Raw genomic sequence first — 15,103 nt, forward strand, 5'->3', positions numbered from 1 at the left:
GGCTCCTTCAAGCAAAGCGGCCTCTGGGCTTGATTTCCGCCGCCGCCGCGGGCACCGGGTACGACTCGGCCTGAACGGGCCGCTCTTCTTCGGGAAAACAAGCCGGCTTAAGTTCGGGATCCGGACGGCCGAGCGCATAGCCCTGCCCGTATTCGATTCCTTCGCGCCTAAGAAATTCCGCTTCCTCGGAAGTTTCGATCCCCTCCGCTATAATAGCCGTGCCGGAGCCTTCCGCGAATTCCTGCAGCAGCTTGACCATTCGCCGCCTGTCTTCGTGCAGGTGCAGGTCGCGAATCAACGACTTGTCCAGCTTGATGAATTCCGGCTTCAGGCTGACGATCGTCTTCAGGCTGCTGTAACCCGATCCGGCGTCGTCCACGGCAATCCGGAATCCTTGATCCCGATAATGGGACAGCACCCGTTCGAATTCTCCGTAATCGGTCACGGCCTGCTTCTCGGTCAGCTCGAACACGACCTGCTCCGGCGGAAGGCCGTACCGCTTCAGCAGGCGAGCCGTTTCTCCGCTTCGGTAAGCCGAATCGGTAAGCACCAGCGGATGCACGTTGATAAAGACGACGCTGCCCGGATCCCGTTCCGGAACGCGAATGCGGCTGCGCGCCTCCTCGAATCTTTCGAGGGAAGTCTCCCGGCAGTAACGCTCGAATGCGAACACCCGATTGGTACGCCCGATGTAATCGTAAAAGAGTTCGGTATTCGGAAAGTGGCGGGAAACCGGCGGGCGGTTCAGCACTTCGTAACCGAGGCAGCTCTCGTTCTGCAGATTCAGAATCGGCTGAAAAAACGTAGAAAGCTTGCGTCCCTGAACGATCCGGTGCAGCTCTCTGGACTTTCCGTATGCCCGCGCCGAAGATTGAACGCTCTCGAGCAGGTCGCTCCAAGCGGCAATGATTCCGGGCATAAAAAGCGGGGATTTCATATTCGTTCACCTTGTGTCTTTGGAATCGAGGCTGGAAGTTGGATTCGAGCGTCTCTATGCGTCTATCGTACCACCCGGGAACCAAGCAAGCGTCAACAGAGTGTAAAATTCGCGTAAATGCCGGTTCTTTCGTCATATGTCGCCGGATTCAGTCGAGTTTTGTCGCAAGCTTAAAAGCCCGGCTCGCCTCCGCGTTCCGTGCGCGCGAAGCGGGCCGGGCTTTTATTTTCCGTCTTCTCGGCTTCAAATCGGTCTGCGGTCATATACGGCCCGGCACAGTTTGCGTTCAGCCTCCGACCGAATTCGCGTTCAGCTCGTTCAGGCGTTCGGCAATCTGCTTCAGCAGGTCGCCGCGGCTGATGACGCCGACGACTTCTTTTTTATCGTTCACGACCGGAAGTTTTTTGAAATGATGCTTGGCGAGCAGCGACAGCGCTTCCTCGAGATCTTGATCCGGCAGGACCGACTGCACGTTTTTTTTCATGATTTTTTTGGCCGGCGTGCCCACTTTGTACGATAGGGCTTCGGCCAGTTCTTCCGGCTGACTGACAAACACGTAGCTGAACATGTCGTAAACGGTCTGGCGCTGCGGATTGATATAACGCAAAATATCGCCGTCGCTCACCATTCCCACAAGTCTGCCGTCCCCGTCGACGACGGGAGCGCCGTTAACCCGTTTCGAGACGAACAGCTGAAGCACGTCGGACACCGGCGCGTTTTGATTTACCGTGTGCACGTCCCTGATCATGAAATCCCGTACCTTCATCTTCTTCTCCCTCTTTCTGTCTTCTAAGATGAAATACAGCCCTTTCGGGTTATACGTTCATTTTACTCTTACTCGGCGGATGAGTAAACGCTTTCTTAGACAAGCAGCGCAAAAAAGCCGGGAAGGCGTTAACCCTCCCGGCCCGCTTCAAATTTGCAAATTGTCCGTCAGCGACAGCGTAACTTCCTGCTGCTGTCCGTTGCGGTAAAAAGTCAGCCGAATCTCGTCGCCGACCTGCTTGTCCGTAAACAGATACTGCCGCAGGTCGCCGGTGGATTCGATTTTTTGGTCGTCGGCCGCCGTAATGACGTCAAGCGACCGAAGTCCGGCTTTCGCGGCGGCCGAATTCTCCATGACCCGCTCCACGATCGCGCCGGCTTTCACGTCGTCCGGAAGACGCAGCCTCGATTGGTAATAAGCCGAAGGAATCGCGGCCAGATCCATCAGCGTCACTCCCAGCGTCGGCCGGTGCACTTCGCCGTTCGCTTCGATCTGCTCGATAATGGGGACGGCGACGTTGATCGGAATCGCCAGGCCGATACCTTCGACCGTCTCGGTGCTGATCTTCATCGAGTTGATGCCGATCAGTTTGCCTTGCATGTCCAGCAGCGCTCCGCCGCTGTTGCCGGGGTTGATCGCGGCATCGGTCTGAATCGCTTCGGACTGAAAGTCCGGCGTTCCGTCTTCGTTTACGTCTACCGGAACGATACGCTCAAGCCCGGACACGACTCCTGTCGTAACCGAGCCGGCAAATTCCAATCCCAGCGGGTTGCCGATCGCGATTACCGGCTGGCCCGTCTTCAGCGACGAAGAATCGCCGAATTCGACGACCGTATCGGCGGCGGCCGCATCCATCGTCACGACCGCAAGGTCCGTCCAAATGTCGGTTCCCACCAGATCGCCTTCCACGTCGGTTCCGTCCGCCAGCGTAATCTCAAGCTGATTGGCGCCCGCTACCACATGATTGTTCGTGACGATATAGGCGAGATCGCCTTCTTTTTTATAGATGACGCCCGAACCCGTTCCGACCGGAACGCCGTCCGTATTTCGCGGGACGCCGAACATGCCGCCACCCTGCTGGGTCTGAATGTTGGTAATGCCGACCACCGCGCTTCCGATCTCGTCCACGACAGCCGATACGTCCATAGCTCCCCCATTGGCCAGGGAAGCCGTCTGCGCCTGGGTCCCTCCCGGATCATCCGTCTTGTCGGAGACCGGCTGAGCCGCCGTCTGTTCCTGCGCTTGCGTTCCGGCGTTCGGATCGGCCGCGTCGTTCCCGTTATCCATGAGCCCGATTCTCGGCAGAATCAGCGCCACCAGCAGCGCACCGACCACAAGTCCGATCAGGCTCGACAGAAAATAACCCAAACTGCTGCTTCTTTTCGGCCGCCGGCCTCCGCCGCCCGGATTGTCGTTCCGATATTCCATTCGCCTCACCCTTTCCCGTGGAGATATTTGATAAATTTCAGGTTTCGTCCTTACCTTCACATACCCGGACCCTCCTTCAGGTAAACGATGCGAACCGCCCGAACAAAGCGGAACAACAGGAAAAACGGCGATCGGGCAGGCACTCTTTCGGGAGCCGCCGCAAAAGCGTATCCGCTCGGGTTGCGACCGGAAGTCAGACAGACCGGATACAGCCGAACGCCGACATGGTCTTTTCTGGAATCTCGTCCTGTTTAAGTTTATACTTGTTTTGTTTCATCTTATACTTCGCCCGATGTCAGGCAAGGGAGGCCAAACATGAGTATCCTTGATACGGCAGAAATCTCCATCGTCGAGTACGAGCCCAAGTATGCGGCTTCGCTCGCGGAAATGTGGAATCGCAGCAGCGACAGCTGGGGCGGCGACGCTTACGTACATACCGAAGACAGCATGCGGGAAAAACGCGGACGCAGCACGGACCTGCAGACGTTTCTCGCCCTGGACGGCGAGACGGCCGTCGGTTTTTGCAGCTTTTCCTATTACCAGGAAGACGAAGGCGCCATGTACATTCCGCTGCTCAACGTCCGCCCGGATTACCACGGACGCAAAGTCGGCAAAGCGCTGGTGCTCCATGCCGTGCGCCGCACGATCGAGATGGGCTGGCCCCGGCTGGACCTCTATACGTGGCCCGGCAACACCAAAGCCGTTCCGGCTTACAAAAAATGCGGATTTTTCTGGGAAAAACGCGACGACACGACGCATCTGATGAACTTTATCCCGACCGTGCTCGCCACCGAAGCCGCCGCGCCCTTTTTCGAACAGGCGGACTGGTACGTGGACGGCAAACGCGATCTGTCGATCCGTCCGGACGGCGAGCAGGAAAACGGCTTCGACTTTTTCACTTATTTATGGGAAAAAGACGGCCGATCGCTGCTCATGCAGTTCGAACGTACGGGACGGGGACTGCGCAAAATCGAGACGGACGACTACTCGGTGGAAGCCGTCGTCGCCCGTCATCGCCTGCCGTTCGGCCGGCGCTATCCGGTCACGTACCGGATCGTCAACAAAAGCGGCTCGCCGCTGGACGTGCGGATTCAGGGGCGGGACGGCAAAGGCGTCAAGTTCGCGCTGGACGCTTCCGCGCAGCTGAACGAAGCCGGCGGCGTCCGCGAGATCGAAGGCTTTTTCGAATTGGCCGAAATGCCCGAGGAGCCGAACGACCGGCGGACGCATCCCGGCGTTGAAGCGCAGCTGACGATCAACGGGCGCGGGGCCTCGTTCAAGACCGGCCTGGCGCCCGTATTCCCGATCAAAATGACGACGGCCGCCGCCGCTTCCACCTTCGTCCCGAGGCAGGAGAGCGAGATTCAGATCGGGTTCGAAAGCCGCTTCGCGGAAGAAACGGAGATCGAAGTGACGCTGCCGGAGACGGAAGCCGCCTCGTTCCGTCCCGCAAAGCTTAAGCTGCGCCTTCCCGCGGAAGGAAAAGCTTCGGCTTCGGTCCGTGCCCTGGTTCGCCGTCCGGGCGTCGCGGCGAGCGGCGCCTCAATCGAAGTCACGTCGGGCGGGGAAAAGTTCGCCGTACGCGGCGAGCTGGAGATCTGCTTCCCGTCGGCTTCCGGCACTTTCTGGGGCGAGACGCCCCGGGAATGGATCGCCGGCAGCGGCTCTGCCTCGCTCCGCCTCAGAAAGTCCGACAATCAGCTCAGCCTGCGGATCGCCGGGCAGTCCCATCCGCCGTTCTGGTTCGATCTGCCGAAGCTCGGTCCTTCTTACAGCGACCGTTTCGCCGAGCGCAAGCCTTCGGACGTGCGCTTCGAGCGGGACGGCGAAGCGATTCGGCTCGAAGCGGACTACGACTGGCTGGAGCCGGAAGGCATCCGGCTGACGCTGGTCGCCCGCCTGCTTCCTAACGGTGCCATGCAGCTGTCGCACCGTCTGCTGCGCACCGAAGGCGCCCCGCTGCCGGAAAACACGGAGCTCAAGCAGCCGATGCCCGTCTCGTTCCTGAACGCGGTGCTGCCTTACGACGGCACTTTCCTCGACTTGGGAACGGGCGCGGATTCCATCCACATGGATTATTGGAAGCCGGATAAGCTGACCGAAAACTGGATGTTCTTCCGCTGGCCGTCCGCGGCCTGCGGCGTCGTATGGCCGAAAGAACTGCAGCCGGAGCGAAATCACTGGCGCTACGCTTTTGTCCAGCCGATCGGCGCGCTGCAAGCCGGCGAATCGGTCTCGACCGCTCCGCTGAGCGTGTTCGTCGGCACGTTTGCCGATTGGCGGGAACTTCGCGCCCATGCGCTGGAGAACGGCAGGCTGGCGCCGCACCCGTCATGGCCCCTGTCTCCTGCCGAACGCGCGGCGCACGGCGAAGCGCGAACAGACGAACATCTCGCGGGCACGCTGAACGGCGGCAATCCGTTCCTGCCGGAAGCGTTCGAAGCTCTGCTGCTCGAACGCAAGGACGTCGCGCTGAACGGAACGCTTCGCCTCTCCTCCGAACGGGGAGCGATTCTTCCTGCGGAGCTGCATGCCGATCCGTCGCTCGAGCTTCGCCGGGTGGCGGAAAAATTGACGCTGGATGCCCGCCCGGAATGCGATATCGTCACGTTCGATTTCGATATGGACGCGTTCTCCTTGTGCCGCCGGCGTCTCGTCTTCCCGGCCGCCGGAGCGGAGCAAAATGCCGTTCGTACCGAAACTTTCGCGGAAAACGGCTTGGACATTTTCGAAGCCGGCAACGGCCTTTTGACGCTGCGCGCCGCCCCGGCATTCGGCCCCGCCCTCTATTCGCTGCAGTATCAAGGCCGCGAATGGCTGGACGCTTCGTTCCCGCAGGCCGGGCCGAAGTCGTTTTGGAACCCCTGGTTCGGCGGGATTTCCTCCAATCCGGCCGGCTTGACCCTTCGCTCCGTGCAGGAAGAAGAAGTCTCCGCCGGATTCGCCGAGCTGACCGACAGCGCGGGCAATCTCTGGAGCGGCATCCGCGTGACGGTCGACGTCGTCCGGCACGAATCTTTCAAAGGACTGCGCTATCATCAGTATTTCCTGCTTCGTCCGGGATCGCCGGTCATGGCCTGCGTCACGATGATCGAACAGCGCACCGGCCTGCCGATCGCGAACGCGGCCTTGCAGAAAAACGCTTTTTTCAAAAGCTCCGCCGATCTGCGCGACGGCCGGTTCGAAGTTCGCGATTCGCGCGGCGACAGCATCGTCTACAAAACGGGACGCTACGATACCGACCTGGAATTCGGCGGCGTGCTGCGTCTGCATTCGGATGAGCGGGACGAACGGCTGCTGGTCGTGCCGGGCGAAGAAGACGCTCTTCAGCAGTATGCCGTTCTGGTCAACGAATTGGCCGGCATGCTGTACAACGACCGATTCGACGGACGGGACGGCGCGGTCGGCTTCACCCGTCCTTACTTCTACGTATTGACCGATCTCGATCCGCAGGACGACGAATTGACCGACCTGCGCCGCATTCGCTTCGAACGGGAGGAACAGCAGCCATGAAAATCATCGACGCCCATATTCACTATTCCGAGATCGAAAGCTTCCATCAGACGGCCAGCGAAGTTTCGCGCTTAAGCTACACGCCCGAAGGATTGGCGGACGAGTTCCGCCGCGCGGGCGTGGTGGCCGCCGTCGGCATGGGCGTGACCGAGACCGTTCCGGGAGGATTTCCCGACAACGCGGCCTCCAATCCGATGGGCTTGGATCTCGGCGGAGGCAGTCTGGACACGCTGCCGGGCAGCGTGTTCGAATGCGCCGGCATTAATCCCCATACGCTGCGGATGCCCGGGCAGCTGGAAGCGCTGGAGAAATCGCTGCAGCATCCGAAGACGGTCGGCATCAAGCTCTATGCGGGCTATTACCATTTCAACGTGAGCGATCCCGTCTACGACCCGGTGTATGAGCTGGCATCGAAATACAAGCTGCCGATCGTTATTCACGGCGGCCTGACCTATTCCGATCGCGGGCTGCTGAAGTATTCGCATCCGCTGTCCATGGAAGAAGCGCTGCTCGCGCACCGGGACCTGACCTTCATGATCTGCCATCTCGGCGATCCGTGGGTCATGGATACGGCGGCCATGCTGGAAAAAAATCCGAATCTGTACGCGGACCTCTCAGGCTGGTTCGTCGGCGACGACGATAAAGTCGCCCGCGTGCTGAAAGAACAGACGTACGTCGACCATTTCAAACGCGCGATGGTGTTCGCCGAGCGCTACGACCGGCTTGTCTTCGGCACCGATTGGCCGCTGATCCCGATCGACTCGTATATTCGTTTCGTGAAGCATATCGTGCCGGAAAACTACTGGCATCACGTGTTTTACCAAAACGCGCTGGACGTATTCCCGAAACTCAAAGACGCGATCAAGGAATAGAAGCCGCCGCGAAATTTGCAGCAGCCGCAAACCTCGCGCAAGGGCAGGATGCCCCGTAAACCGCCAAAAAGTCCAAAAAGCCCGTCTTTCCGCTTGAACGCGGAATGGCGGGCTTTTGCTTTTAAGAGCGATAGGCGGCGTACGCCGGCTTTCGGTGCGGTCCCGACTTCGGGCAGCCGCATCGCGTCCGTTCGGACGCCGCGGGCTTGGCCTGCTTTGCGCGGCCGCCCGCATCGCTTCCGGCCGACGATCCGGCGATCGCTTCCTGACGGTTACTTCGTCTCCGACCAAAAGCCGGTAAAGAGATCGGCTTTGACCGTCGTTTTCCGGCCGTCCCATTCCACGCTGCACAGGACGCTTCCGTCGCCTTCGAAGCCTTCGAACCAGCCGTCTCCCGCCGCCAGCTTCCATCCGGCGTCATCCGCCAGTTCGCGAACCCGCTTATCCAGCGCGGCCTGATAGACCGAACCGTCGGAAGAGCGCAAATCTTCGAAATCCGCTTCGTTCGGGAGCTGTCGGTTCAACGAAGCGAGCGGGCTGCCCGACGTGCCGTCGAATATCGTGCCCGTTACCGCATTGACTCCGTACGCCGAGTCCTGTCCCGGATTGTCGTCTCCGCCGGGAACGTCGATCCAATAAAGTTCGTTCTCCGCGCGTACTTTCCAGTCCCGGGTCGCGGCGGCGTTCCCGAGCCCGAGCTTTTTGCCGACCGCCTCGGGCAGCATGCCCTGATCGTAGGACAGACCGGTATCCGGGTACAGTTTGACGTCCGAGACCGACAGATCGCGGTCGTATTTGGCGACGACCTGAATCGGAAACTCGGCAGCGGAAGCGCGGCCGGCCAAGGTCGCGTTCAGCGTATTCCCGGCGAGCGTATAACCGACGATCGCGCCGAACTCCGCCTTATCGAAAATGAATCCGGCCTGCCCGATATCTTCGTAACGCTTCGTGACGTGCACTCCGTTCAGTTCCGCGTTCAAGACGGCGTTCCCGTCCTTCCGCACGATGGACGAACGCATCATCCCGTTCAACTTCGCGACGGGATCTTCGGCGGGAATCTCTTCCAAGCCGCTTGCCTTGAGAACATGCGCTTCCTGAAGGCTGAGTTCCGTCCCGTTTCCGGTCGGAACGATCAGCACGATCTCGTTCTGCCCGTCCCCGTTCAGATCGCTCTCGGAGATCAAGACGGAACGATTGCCGCCTCCCGCATCGTAGTTCCATAAATACGACGCGGCTTTGCCGTCTCCGCTGCGGATCGTGAACCGGCGAAGAAGCGGCTTCCGCGGGTCTTCGACTCGGTCCGACACGTACACCGATACGCCGCCGAAGGCCGCGATCTTGGTGCCTTCTTCGCCTGCCGGCGGCGTTTTCGCCTTCGTCGACGGAATCGTCCCGGCGGCCGAATTTTCCGAACCCGCCGGCTCTGTATTTCCCGGCGCTTTCGCCTGATTGTTCGCGGCATCGGCCGCCGGATTTTCCGCCGTTTCGGCGCTCGGCGGCTCTTCCGCCCGCGAAGCCGGTCCCGTCAGCGCGCAGCCGCCGAGCAGCAGCACCGCGGCGGTGCCGGCCATTATGCTTTTCCAGGTGTTTTTTCGATAAGAAGCGATCATGGACATTCTCCTTTTGCGCTCTTTTCGGCCGCTCCACAATCCGGATGCGGCCGGCAGCTTGACCGGAACCGCATTCCGCTCCAGCAGGGCGATCAAGGTCAGACCGTACTCCAGCCTTTCCGAGCCGGGCAGCCGTCCGAGCGCCAGTTCGTCGCAGGCCGTCTCCTGATCTTCCCGCAGTTTGCGGAAAGCGTAGGCCAGCAGCGGATTGAACCAATGGACGGCCGTCAGCAGGAAGGCGAGCACGTTGACCGCGATGTCGCGCCGTTTGATATGCGCCAGCTCATGCAGCAGCACGTGGCGCAGCCGCTTGTCTTCCAGGGAAGACAGCAGCGAAGTCGGAAGCAGCAGCCGCGGAGACATTGGCCCGACTACGGTCGGGACGGATACCAGATCCGTAACGATCAGGCGCGGCGCGCGGCGAAGGCCGAGTTCGCGGCGGCAGCTCTCGAGCAGCGCTTCGGCCTGAGCCGCCTCAGTCGCCTGCGCGGCCTGCGCTCCGTCTTCGACGGCCAGGCGTACGCGGCGGCCGAACCGGATTCCCGAGACGGTGCCCGCGAGCAGCAGCGCCAGCATGCCCGTCAACCAGACCAGCGCGGCCCAGCTCCACCCATCGAATCCGGCGGTAGAGCCGTTTCTTTCCGAAGCCGAGGCGGCCGGAGCGGCCTTTTCCTGAGGCCCGTCCGCCGGCGGTGCGGCTTGTTCCGCCCCGTAAAGCGGCGAAAACCCGTCCGCGCCGGCCGTGAACGGATTTCCTTCGACAGGCAGCGCCGCCGAAACGGCTCCTCCCGCTTCCTGCCGCGCTTCCGTTTGCGTGCCGGTCCAGATTCCGGTCCATGCCTGCGGCATCCAGCCGTACAGATTGACCGGGCTTTCAGGCGACCACGGGATGATCAGCCTCAGCAGCAGCGGAATCCAGAGCAGGTACAGCCAGCCCGGCCTTAACCTTTTCCCCAGCAGCCGACGAAGACCCAGAATCAGCACGGCCAGCACGCTGCCCATCGCCGACAGCAGCAGAACTTCCCGGAATCCCGTCTTCAGCAGTTCCGGCAGAACGTGGAACATGCCATTCATGTTTGTTTCCTCCTTTCGATCCTTTCGTCGTTTATTGTTTTTCTTGCGGGACGATCCACTCCCACATGCCCGTGAACAAATCGGCTTTGAGCGTCATCGGCTCGCCTGCCCGAAGCACGTTCGCGCGTACATAGCCGTCTCCTTCGAAGCCCGCGATCCAATTTTCTCCGTTTTTCTTCAGTCTGGCGGCGGTCAGAATCGGCTGAAGCAGCTGCTCCGCCCTTTTTTCATACTCGCGGCCCTGAAGACCCGACAGATTCGTGTTCTGCTCGGCGCCGCCGATTCGGACCATGGTATGCAGAGGGGCGCCGGATACCGGATCGAAAACCGTGCCGGTATCGGGATTGACCGCATAACCCGCAGCCTCTCCGCTCCGCGGCGAAGAATCTTCGGCCGGCGCGAAACGGTATAAGCCTTTGGATTCCGTCATGTTCCAACCCGCCGTTTTCTTCCAATCGTCCATGAATTGACGCACTTCCTTTTGCGAGAACGGCGGCGCATATTCGCCGGACGGATACAGCGAAGACGCGGCCGGTTTCAGATCGGTGCCGTAAGTCACCGTGAGTTCGACGGGAGTCTCGGATGCCGATCCCCTTCCGTAAGCATGCGCGACGATCCGATCGTTTACCAACTCGTAGCGGGCAACTCCCCAATAATGAAGAATATCGTCCCAGTCTTCGCCCTTATCGTCGTAAACGCGCGCGATATAACGGTCGTTCAAGCCCGCGTTCACGTAAACCTTTCCGCCGTAAGCCCGGATCGGATCGGCCGGATATCGGTTATGTTCGAAATCCAAATAATCGGCAACTTGCAGTTCTTCCATCGTATACGGATCGAGGACGTGGATCTCGCTCAAACGCATGCTGGCTTCCGAACCCGCGTCCAGTCGGATCACGATCTCCTTGACGCCGTCGCCGTTCACGTCGGCCCAGTCGGCCCGTGCCGGGCGGTCAGAATCGACAGCCGCGCGCCACAAATAGGAACGGCCGGGACCGTTATCGCCGTTTACGATTTCCACATAAATCAAGTACAACGGCGCGCCTTCCGACGTTTCGCGCGAAGTGACGCGCAGACTGTTCTCTTCGGTCAGGAGCGTTTCCGCCCCGCCGCCGTCGGCCGTTCGCGAAGCTTCGCCCTGACGCGTCGTCTGGACTCCGGCCGACACGCTTGTCCGTTCGGCCTGCTGCGCCGTTTCCGCCGGTTCCGTAGGACTTTTCGCTCCGGTAAGCGTACATCCGCCTAGCAAAAGCAGCGCAGCCGCGCCAAGCACGGTATTTCGAAAAGATCGGGCTTGCGTTTTTTTGATCATCGTTAATCTCCTTCTGATTTCGGATCTTCCGCCCGACAAACCTGCGGCGCCGGGCAGGCGAACCTGCCGCGCCGACGATTCCAGCAATTTGAGGATCGTATGGCCGTATGCCGTACGTTCTTCGGGCTCGAGCCTGCCGATCGCCATGGCGTCGCAGGCCACTTCCTGATCTTCTCGCATTCGGCGAAACGCGTAAATCAACAGCGGATTGAACCAATGCAGCGCGGTCAATACAGCGGCCAACATGTTGACCGCTATGTCAAAGCGCTTGACGTGGGCCAATTCGTGCAGCAGTACATGGCGCAGCCCGGATTCGTCCAGTTCCGTCAGCACTTCCGGCGGCAGGAGCAGCCGGGGGCGCACGGCGCCCAACAGCGTCGGCATGCCGACCTGCCGGGTCACGACGAGCGCAACCGGCCGGCGCAAGCGCATTTCGCGCAGGCATGAGCGCAGCAGAAGTTCCGCCCGCAGCGGCGGAGCGGCGGAATCCCGCCGCAGACGCCGAGTGAAGCGCATATGGGCGCCGATTCCGGCGGCAAGCACCGCTGCGATGCCGAACAGCCAGAGCACGGACAGCCCTTTCAGGAGCGGAGAGACTTGGATTTCCGGCACGGCCGCGCCTTCGCCGTTCAGCCGATCGACAATCAAGTCTTTGTTGGCCGCCTTCGTATCGGGCATCCTTTCGCCGACCGGGCTTTCCGACGCCGAAACGGACGGCTTCCGATCTTCCGCGGCGCTTTCCGGGCTTTCGGCGAATCCGGCCGGCCCTCCGCCGGCCTGCGAGGCAGCAGCGGCGCCGCCGTAAGCTTCCTCCGTGCCGGCCTTTTGCAGGAAGGTGCCGCCGGCCGTCGGCGAGAAATTCGGCACTTCGCCCGCTTCTTCGGCCGTTAAGCGGCTCATATCCGCCTCTTTCGCAGACTGGCCGCTTAATGCCGCGCCGCCCGGAAGCCAGTTATACACGCTGAATGAACTTTCCGGAGTCCAAGGCAGCATTAACCTCAGAAGCAGCAAACCCCACAGCACGTACATCCAACGGGGGTGCAGACGGTTTTTGAGCGGAATCCGCAGCAGCAGGATGATCAGCGCCGCCGCGCTGGCCGCCGCGGAAAGCGCAAGCACCTGTCCCAGCAGGCTTCCCGACGCGTTCAGCAAAGCGTTCAGCAAGACGCTCAGTCCTTTCGCTCGTCCAGTATTTTGCGCAGTTCCTCGATGTCTTCTTTTGTCAGCTGTTCGTCTTTCAGGAAATGGGCCAGCATCGGGCGCAGCGTTCCGCCGTATACGCGCTGCATGAACGAAGTCGTCTCCGACTTGACGCATTCTTCTTCCTGCACCTTGGGATAATACGAATAAACGCGACCTTCCTGCGTATAACCGACGGCTTCTTTCTCCGTCAGACGCTTGATCAAAGTTCGCACCGTTTTCGGATTCCAGTCCCGGCTTCCCTCCAGTTCTCCGATAATCTCGCTGGCCGTCTTGGGCGAGCCGTTCCACAGCACTTTCATCACTTCCCACTCCGCATCCGAGATGCGGGGAATCGATCGTTTCATCGCAAGCCTCCGTCCTTCTGCAAATTTTGACTACAAAAGTAATCCTTGAATTGAATACTACATTTGTAATCCTCGGCTGTCAACCTTTTGTTCGCAGCTGTGAGAGCGTCGGTTTCGTTCGCAGGCTTATGAAAGACGCATTTCGGCATAAAAAAGATGCAAAAAAGCCGACCCGCAAACCGGGCCGGCTTTTTTGCATCGCATCGGTTATCAAGAAATTTCCGTTTCCGTCTCAGCGGTATAAGAGCGCCTCGATCTCCTCCAGCACGCGCCGGGCTTCCGGAATGGGCAGCAGCGGAAAGTCGTGCATCATGCCTTCATATTCGAAATAGCGAATCCCGTTGCCCGCGGCTTCCGCGGCTTCCTTCAGCCGGCGCGCGTCGGGCATCAGAATGTCGGACGTTCCGACGACCAGAATCATGTCCGCCAATCCGCCCAGCGGTCCGTAGATCGGGCTGACTCCCGGATGGTCGAGGTTCTCTTTCCCCGCCCAGGCCCGGCCCAGTTCGCGCAGGGCCAGCACCGTCTGGAGCGGATCGTCCGGCTCGAGCGCCGCGATACCGGGATTCGTCATCGTCGAATCCAGCACCGGCGAAACCATCAGCAGGCGGCCGGGCTGCGGCAGCCCCCGTTCGTATAGCGCCTGCGCCAGCACCAACGCCGAAGCTCCGCCCGACGAGTCGCCCGCGATCACGATTTGTTCCGGCTCGATCTCGGCCAGCAGTTCCTCATAGATTCGAACAAACTTTTCCGTCGCTTCTTCGAACAAGGTGCCGGGCGCTTTCGGATAGATCGGCATCAGAACTTCCGCTTTAAAGATGCGACCGAGCTTCAGAAAGAATCTTCGCTGAAACACGTTAGGCTGCATCACATAGGCGCTTCCGTGCAGATACAGAATATGCCGGCCCGGAATGCGGTCCGGACGCCGCAGCAGCAATCCGTCCATGCCGCCTCTGCGGATAAAGTCCACGTCCGACGCCGTCTTCAACCTGCCTCTCGGTTTGTACGGCCTGGCGTTTTGCCTGCCTCTGTACGCGATGTAACGATGTATCCTCTCCTCGTCGTCGTAGATTTTGCGGTAAACGGACAGCCGCGCAAGCGCCGCAAAAATCCATCCCGTAGTTCGCTGCCTCATGTCTTCCGCTCCTCTGTCTCTTTCGCCGACACTCGGCTTCTTCGACCCGCGCGACTGCTTCGCGACGATCCGTCTAATCTTCTCCCGGTCCCCGGCGCGCAAAGTCCACGAACTGAAACTTGTCCAGCCGGTGCCGGGATTCCGTGTACTGGAACAGCGTCGTATCTTCGAGATGCACGTAATTGCGCACGACGACGATATGCGTATCTTTCGCCAGATCGAGCAGACGCTTATCCTCTTCGGATACGTTTTCCACGGAGATCTCTTTTTTGGCGTACGCGATTTTGAGCGACAGCTCTCCTTCGAGGTAAGCGTAAATCGAATCGTTCGCGATCTCTTCCGTCAGCGAAGGGATGAGGGAAGCCAAAAAATAATCCTTGTCCAGAATCACTTTCTCCCCTTCGATCTCCCGCGCGCGGACGACTTTCCAAACGGGCTCTTTCTCCGCGACCTGCAGCTGCCGCGCCACGCCGCTCGGACAAGGAATCCTGGACACTTCGTGCACGAGAGTCCGAACCGTACGTCCGAGGCGTTCCGACACTTCTTTGAAGCTGACGAGGCCCGAGATCGGGAACTCCATCCGGTTCATGTCGAGCACGAACGAGCCTTTCCCTCTGATCTTGTGAATATAGCCGTTCTGCGACAGCAAATGCAGCGCTTTGCGCACCGTCTCCCGCGACGTGCCGTATTCCTCCGAAATCTCGTTTTCGGAAGGCAGCTTGATTCCCGTCTTGAGCAGGCCCGACTCGATACGCTGCGTGTAATCGCTGTAGATTTGCGAAAATATGTTTTTATTCATCATAATCACCGTGACCCATTTTACGGAGTATTTTGTCAAAAAGCAAAGAAGTCCGTCACGTCCGTCCGATCGGAAGCTGCGATAAAAAAACGGTCCGCTTCCCGGAAAAAAGC

Annotated in this window: 10 protein-coding genes; 2 read left to right on the forward strand and 8 right to left on the reverse strand. The window is 60.0% G+C overall.

Features of this window, described 5'->3' with window-relative positions:
- Nucleotides 1-7: 7 nt before the first annotated feature.
- The 3 genes from GYN08_RS05630 to GYN08_RS05640 form a co-directional block, all read right to left on the reverse strand.
- Nucleotides 8-937, reverse strand: coding sequence for an EAL domain-containing protein (locus tag GYN08_RS05630; RefSeq protein WP_166273026.1), 930 nt, complete (start codon nucleotides 935-937; stop codon nucleotides 8-10).
- Between the two features lie 286 nt (nucleotides 938-1,223).
- Nucleotides 1,224-1,703 (reverse strand): CBS domain-containing protein, encoded by a 480-nt coding sequence (locus tag GYN08_RS05635; protein WP_166273027.1) that lies wholly within the window; start codon nucleotides 1,701-1,703, stop codon nucleotides 1,224-1,226.
- Between the two features lie 147 nt (nucleotides 1,704-1,850).
- Entirely contained in the window at nucleotides 1,851-3,131 is a 1,281-nt protein-coding gene (locus GYN08_RS05640; RefSeq protein WP_166273028.1) for a S1C family serine protease, read from the reverse strand.
- Between the two features lie 315 nt (nucleotides 3,132-3,446).
- Here GYN08_RS05640 and GYN08_RS05645 point away from each other — a divergent pair, with 315 nt between their 5' ends.
- Nucleotides 3,447-6,644 carry a GNAT family N-acetyltransferase gene (locus GYN08_RS05645; RefSeq protein ID WP_166273029.1) on the forward strand — a complete coding sequence of 1,066 codons (3,198 nt, stop codon included), beginning with the start codon at nucleotides 3,447-3,449 and terminating at the stop codon, nucleotides 6,642-6,644.
- Nucleotides 6,641-7,516 carry an amidohydrolase family protein gene (locus GYN08_RS05650; RefSeq protein ID WP_166273030.1) on the forward strand — a complete coding sequence of 292 codons (876 nt, stop codon included), beginning with the start codon at nucleotides 6,641-6,643 and terminating at the stop codon, nucleotides 7,514-7,516. Before GYN08_RS05645 ends, GYN08_RS05650 begins: the two co-directional genes overlap by 4 nt.
- Before the next feature lie 272 nt (nucleotides 7,517-7,788).
- On the opposite strand, the gene GYN08_RS05655 is transcribed toward GYN08_RS05650, so the two are convergent.
- The 5 genes from GYN08_RS05655 to treR all read right to left on the reverse strand — a co-directional run bounded on the left by GYN08_RS05655 (nucleotide 7,789) and on the right by treR (nucleotide 14,990).
- Entirely contained in the window at nucleotides 7,789-10,200 is a 2,412-nt protein-coding gene (locus tag GYN08_RS05655) for a M56 family metallopeptidase (protein WP_166273031.1), read from the reverse strand.
- A gap of 31 nt (nucleotides 10,201-10,231) precedes the next feature.
- Nucleotides 10,232-12,673: a M56 family metallopeptidase gene (locus GYN08_RS05660; protein ID WP_166273032.1), complete on the reverse strand. Its 2,442-nt coding sequence runs from the start codon at nucleotides 12,671-12,673 to the stop codon at nucleotides 10,232-10,234.
- Between the two features lie 5 nt (nucleotides 12,674-12,678).
- The gene (locus GYN08_RS05665; RefSeq protein WP_166273033.1) at nucleotides 12,679-13,056 is read right to left on the reverse strand and encodes a BlaI/MecI/CopY family transcriptional regulator; all 378 of its coding nucleotides are present in this window, start codon (nucleotides 13,054-13,056) and stop codon (nucleotides 12,679-12,681) included.
- Between the two features lie 232 nt (nucleotides 13,057-13,288).
- On the reverse strand, nucleotides 13,289-14,191 hold the full coding sequence (locus tag GYN08_RS05670; protein ID WP_166273034.1) for an alpha/beta hydrolase fold domain-containing protein: 903 nt from the start codon (nucleotides 14,189-14,191) through the stop codon (nucleotides 13,289-13,291).
- A 73-nt stretch (nucleotides 14,192-14,264) separates the two neighbouring features.
- Nucleotides 14,265-14,990, reverse strand: a complete 726-nt coding sequence (treR, locus tag GYN08_RS05675; protein WP_166273144.1) for a trehalose operon repressor — start codon at nucleotides 14,988-14,990, stop codon at nucleotides 14,265-14,267.
- Between the last annotated feature and the right edge of the window lie 113 nt (nucleotides 14,991-15,103).

The sequence above is a fragment of the Saccharibacillus alkalitolerans genome (genome assembly GCF_011090185.1).
GTDB lineage: Bacteria > Bacillota > Bacilli > Paenibacillales > Paenibacillaceae > Saccharibacillus > Saccharibacillus alkalitolerans.

Bases quoted from the DNA above. Each gene is read 5' to 3' on its own strand.
- GYN08_RS05670 (WP_166273034.1), bottom strand. From the start codon at position 14,191: ATGAGGCAGCGAACTACGGGATGGATTTTTGCGGCGCTTGCGCGGCTG.
- GYN08_RS05645 (WP_166273029.1), top strand. From the start codon at position 3,447: ATGAGTATCCTTGATACGGCAGAAATCTCCATCGTCGAGTACGAGCCC.
- GYN08_RS05650 (WP_166273030.1), top strand. From the start codon at position 6,641: ATGAAAATCATCGACGCCCATATTCACTATTCCGAGATCGAAAGCTTC.
- GYN08_RS05635 (WP_166273027.1), bottom strand. From the start codon at position 1,703: ATGAAGGTACGGGATTTCATGATCAGGGACGTGCACACGGTAAATCAA.
- treR (WP_166273144.1), bottom strand. From the start codon at position 14,990: ATGAATAAAAACATATTTTCGCAAATCTACAGCGATTACACGCAGCGT.
- GYN08_RS05655 (WP_166273031.1), bottom strand. From the start codon at position 10,200: ATGAATGGCATGTTCCACGTTCTGCCGGAACTGCTGAAGACGGGATTC.
- GYN08_RS05630 (WP_166273026.1), bottom strand. From the start codon at position 937: ATGAAATCCCCGCTTTTTATGCCCGGAATCATTGCCGCTTGGAGCGAC.
- GYN08_RS05640 (WP_166273028.1), bottom strand. From the start codon at position 3,131: ATGGAATATCGGAACGACAATCCGGGCGGCGGAGGCCGGCGGCCGAAA.
- GYN08_RS05665 (WP_166273033.1), bottom strand. From the start codon at position 13,056: ATGAAACGATCGATTCCCCGCATCTCGGATGCGGAGTGGGAAGTGATG.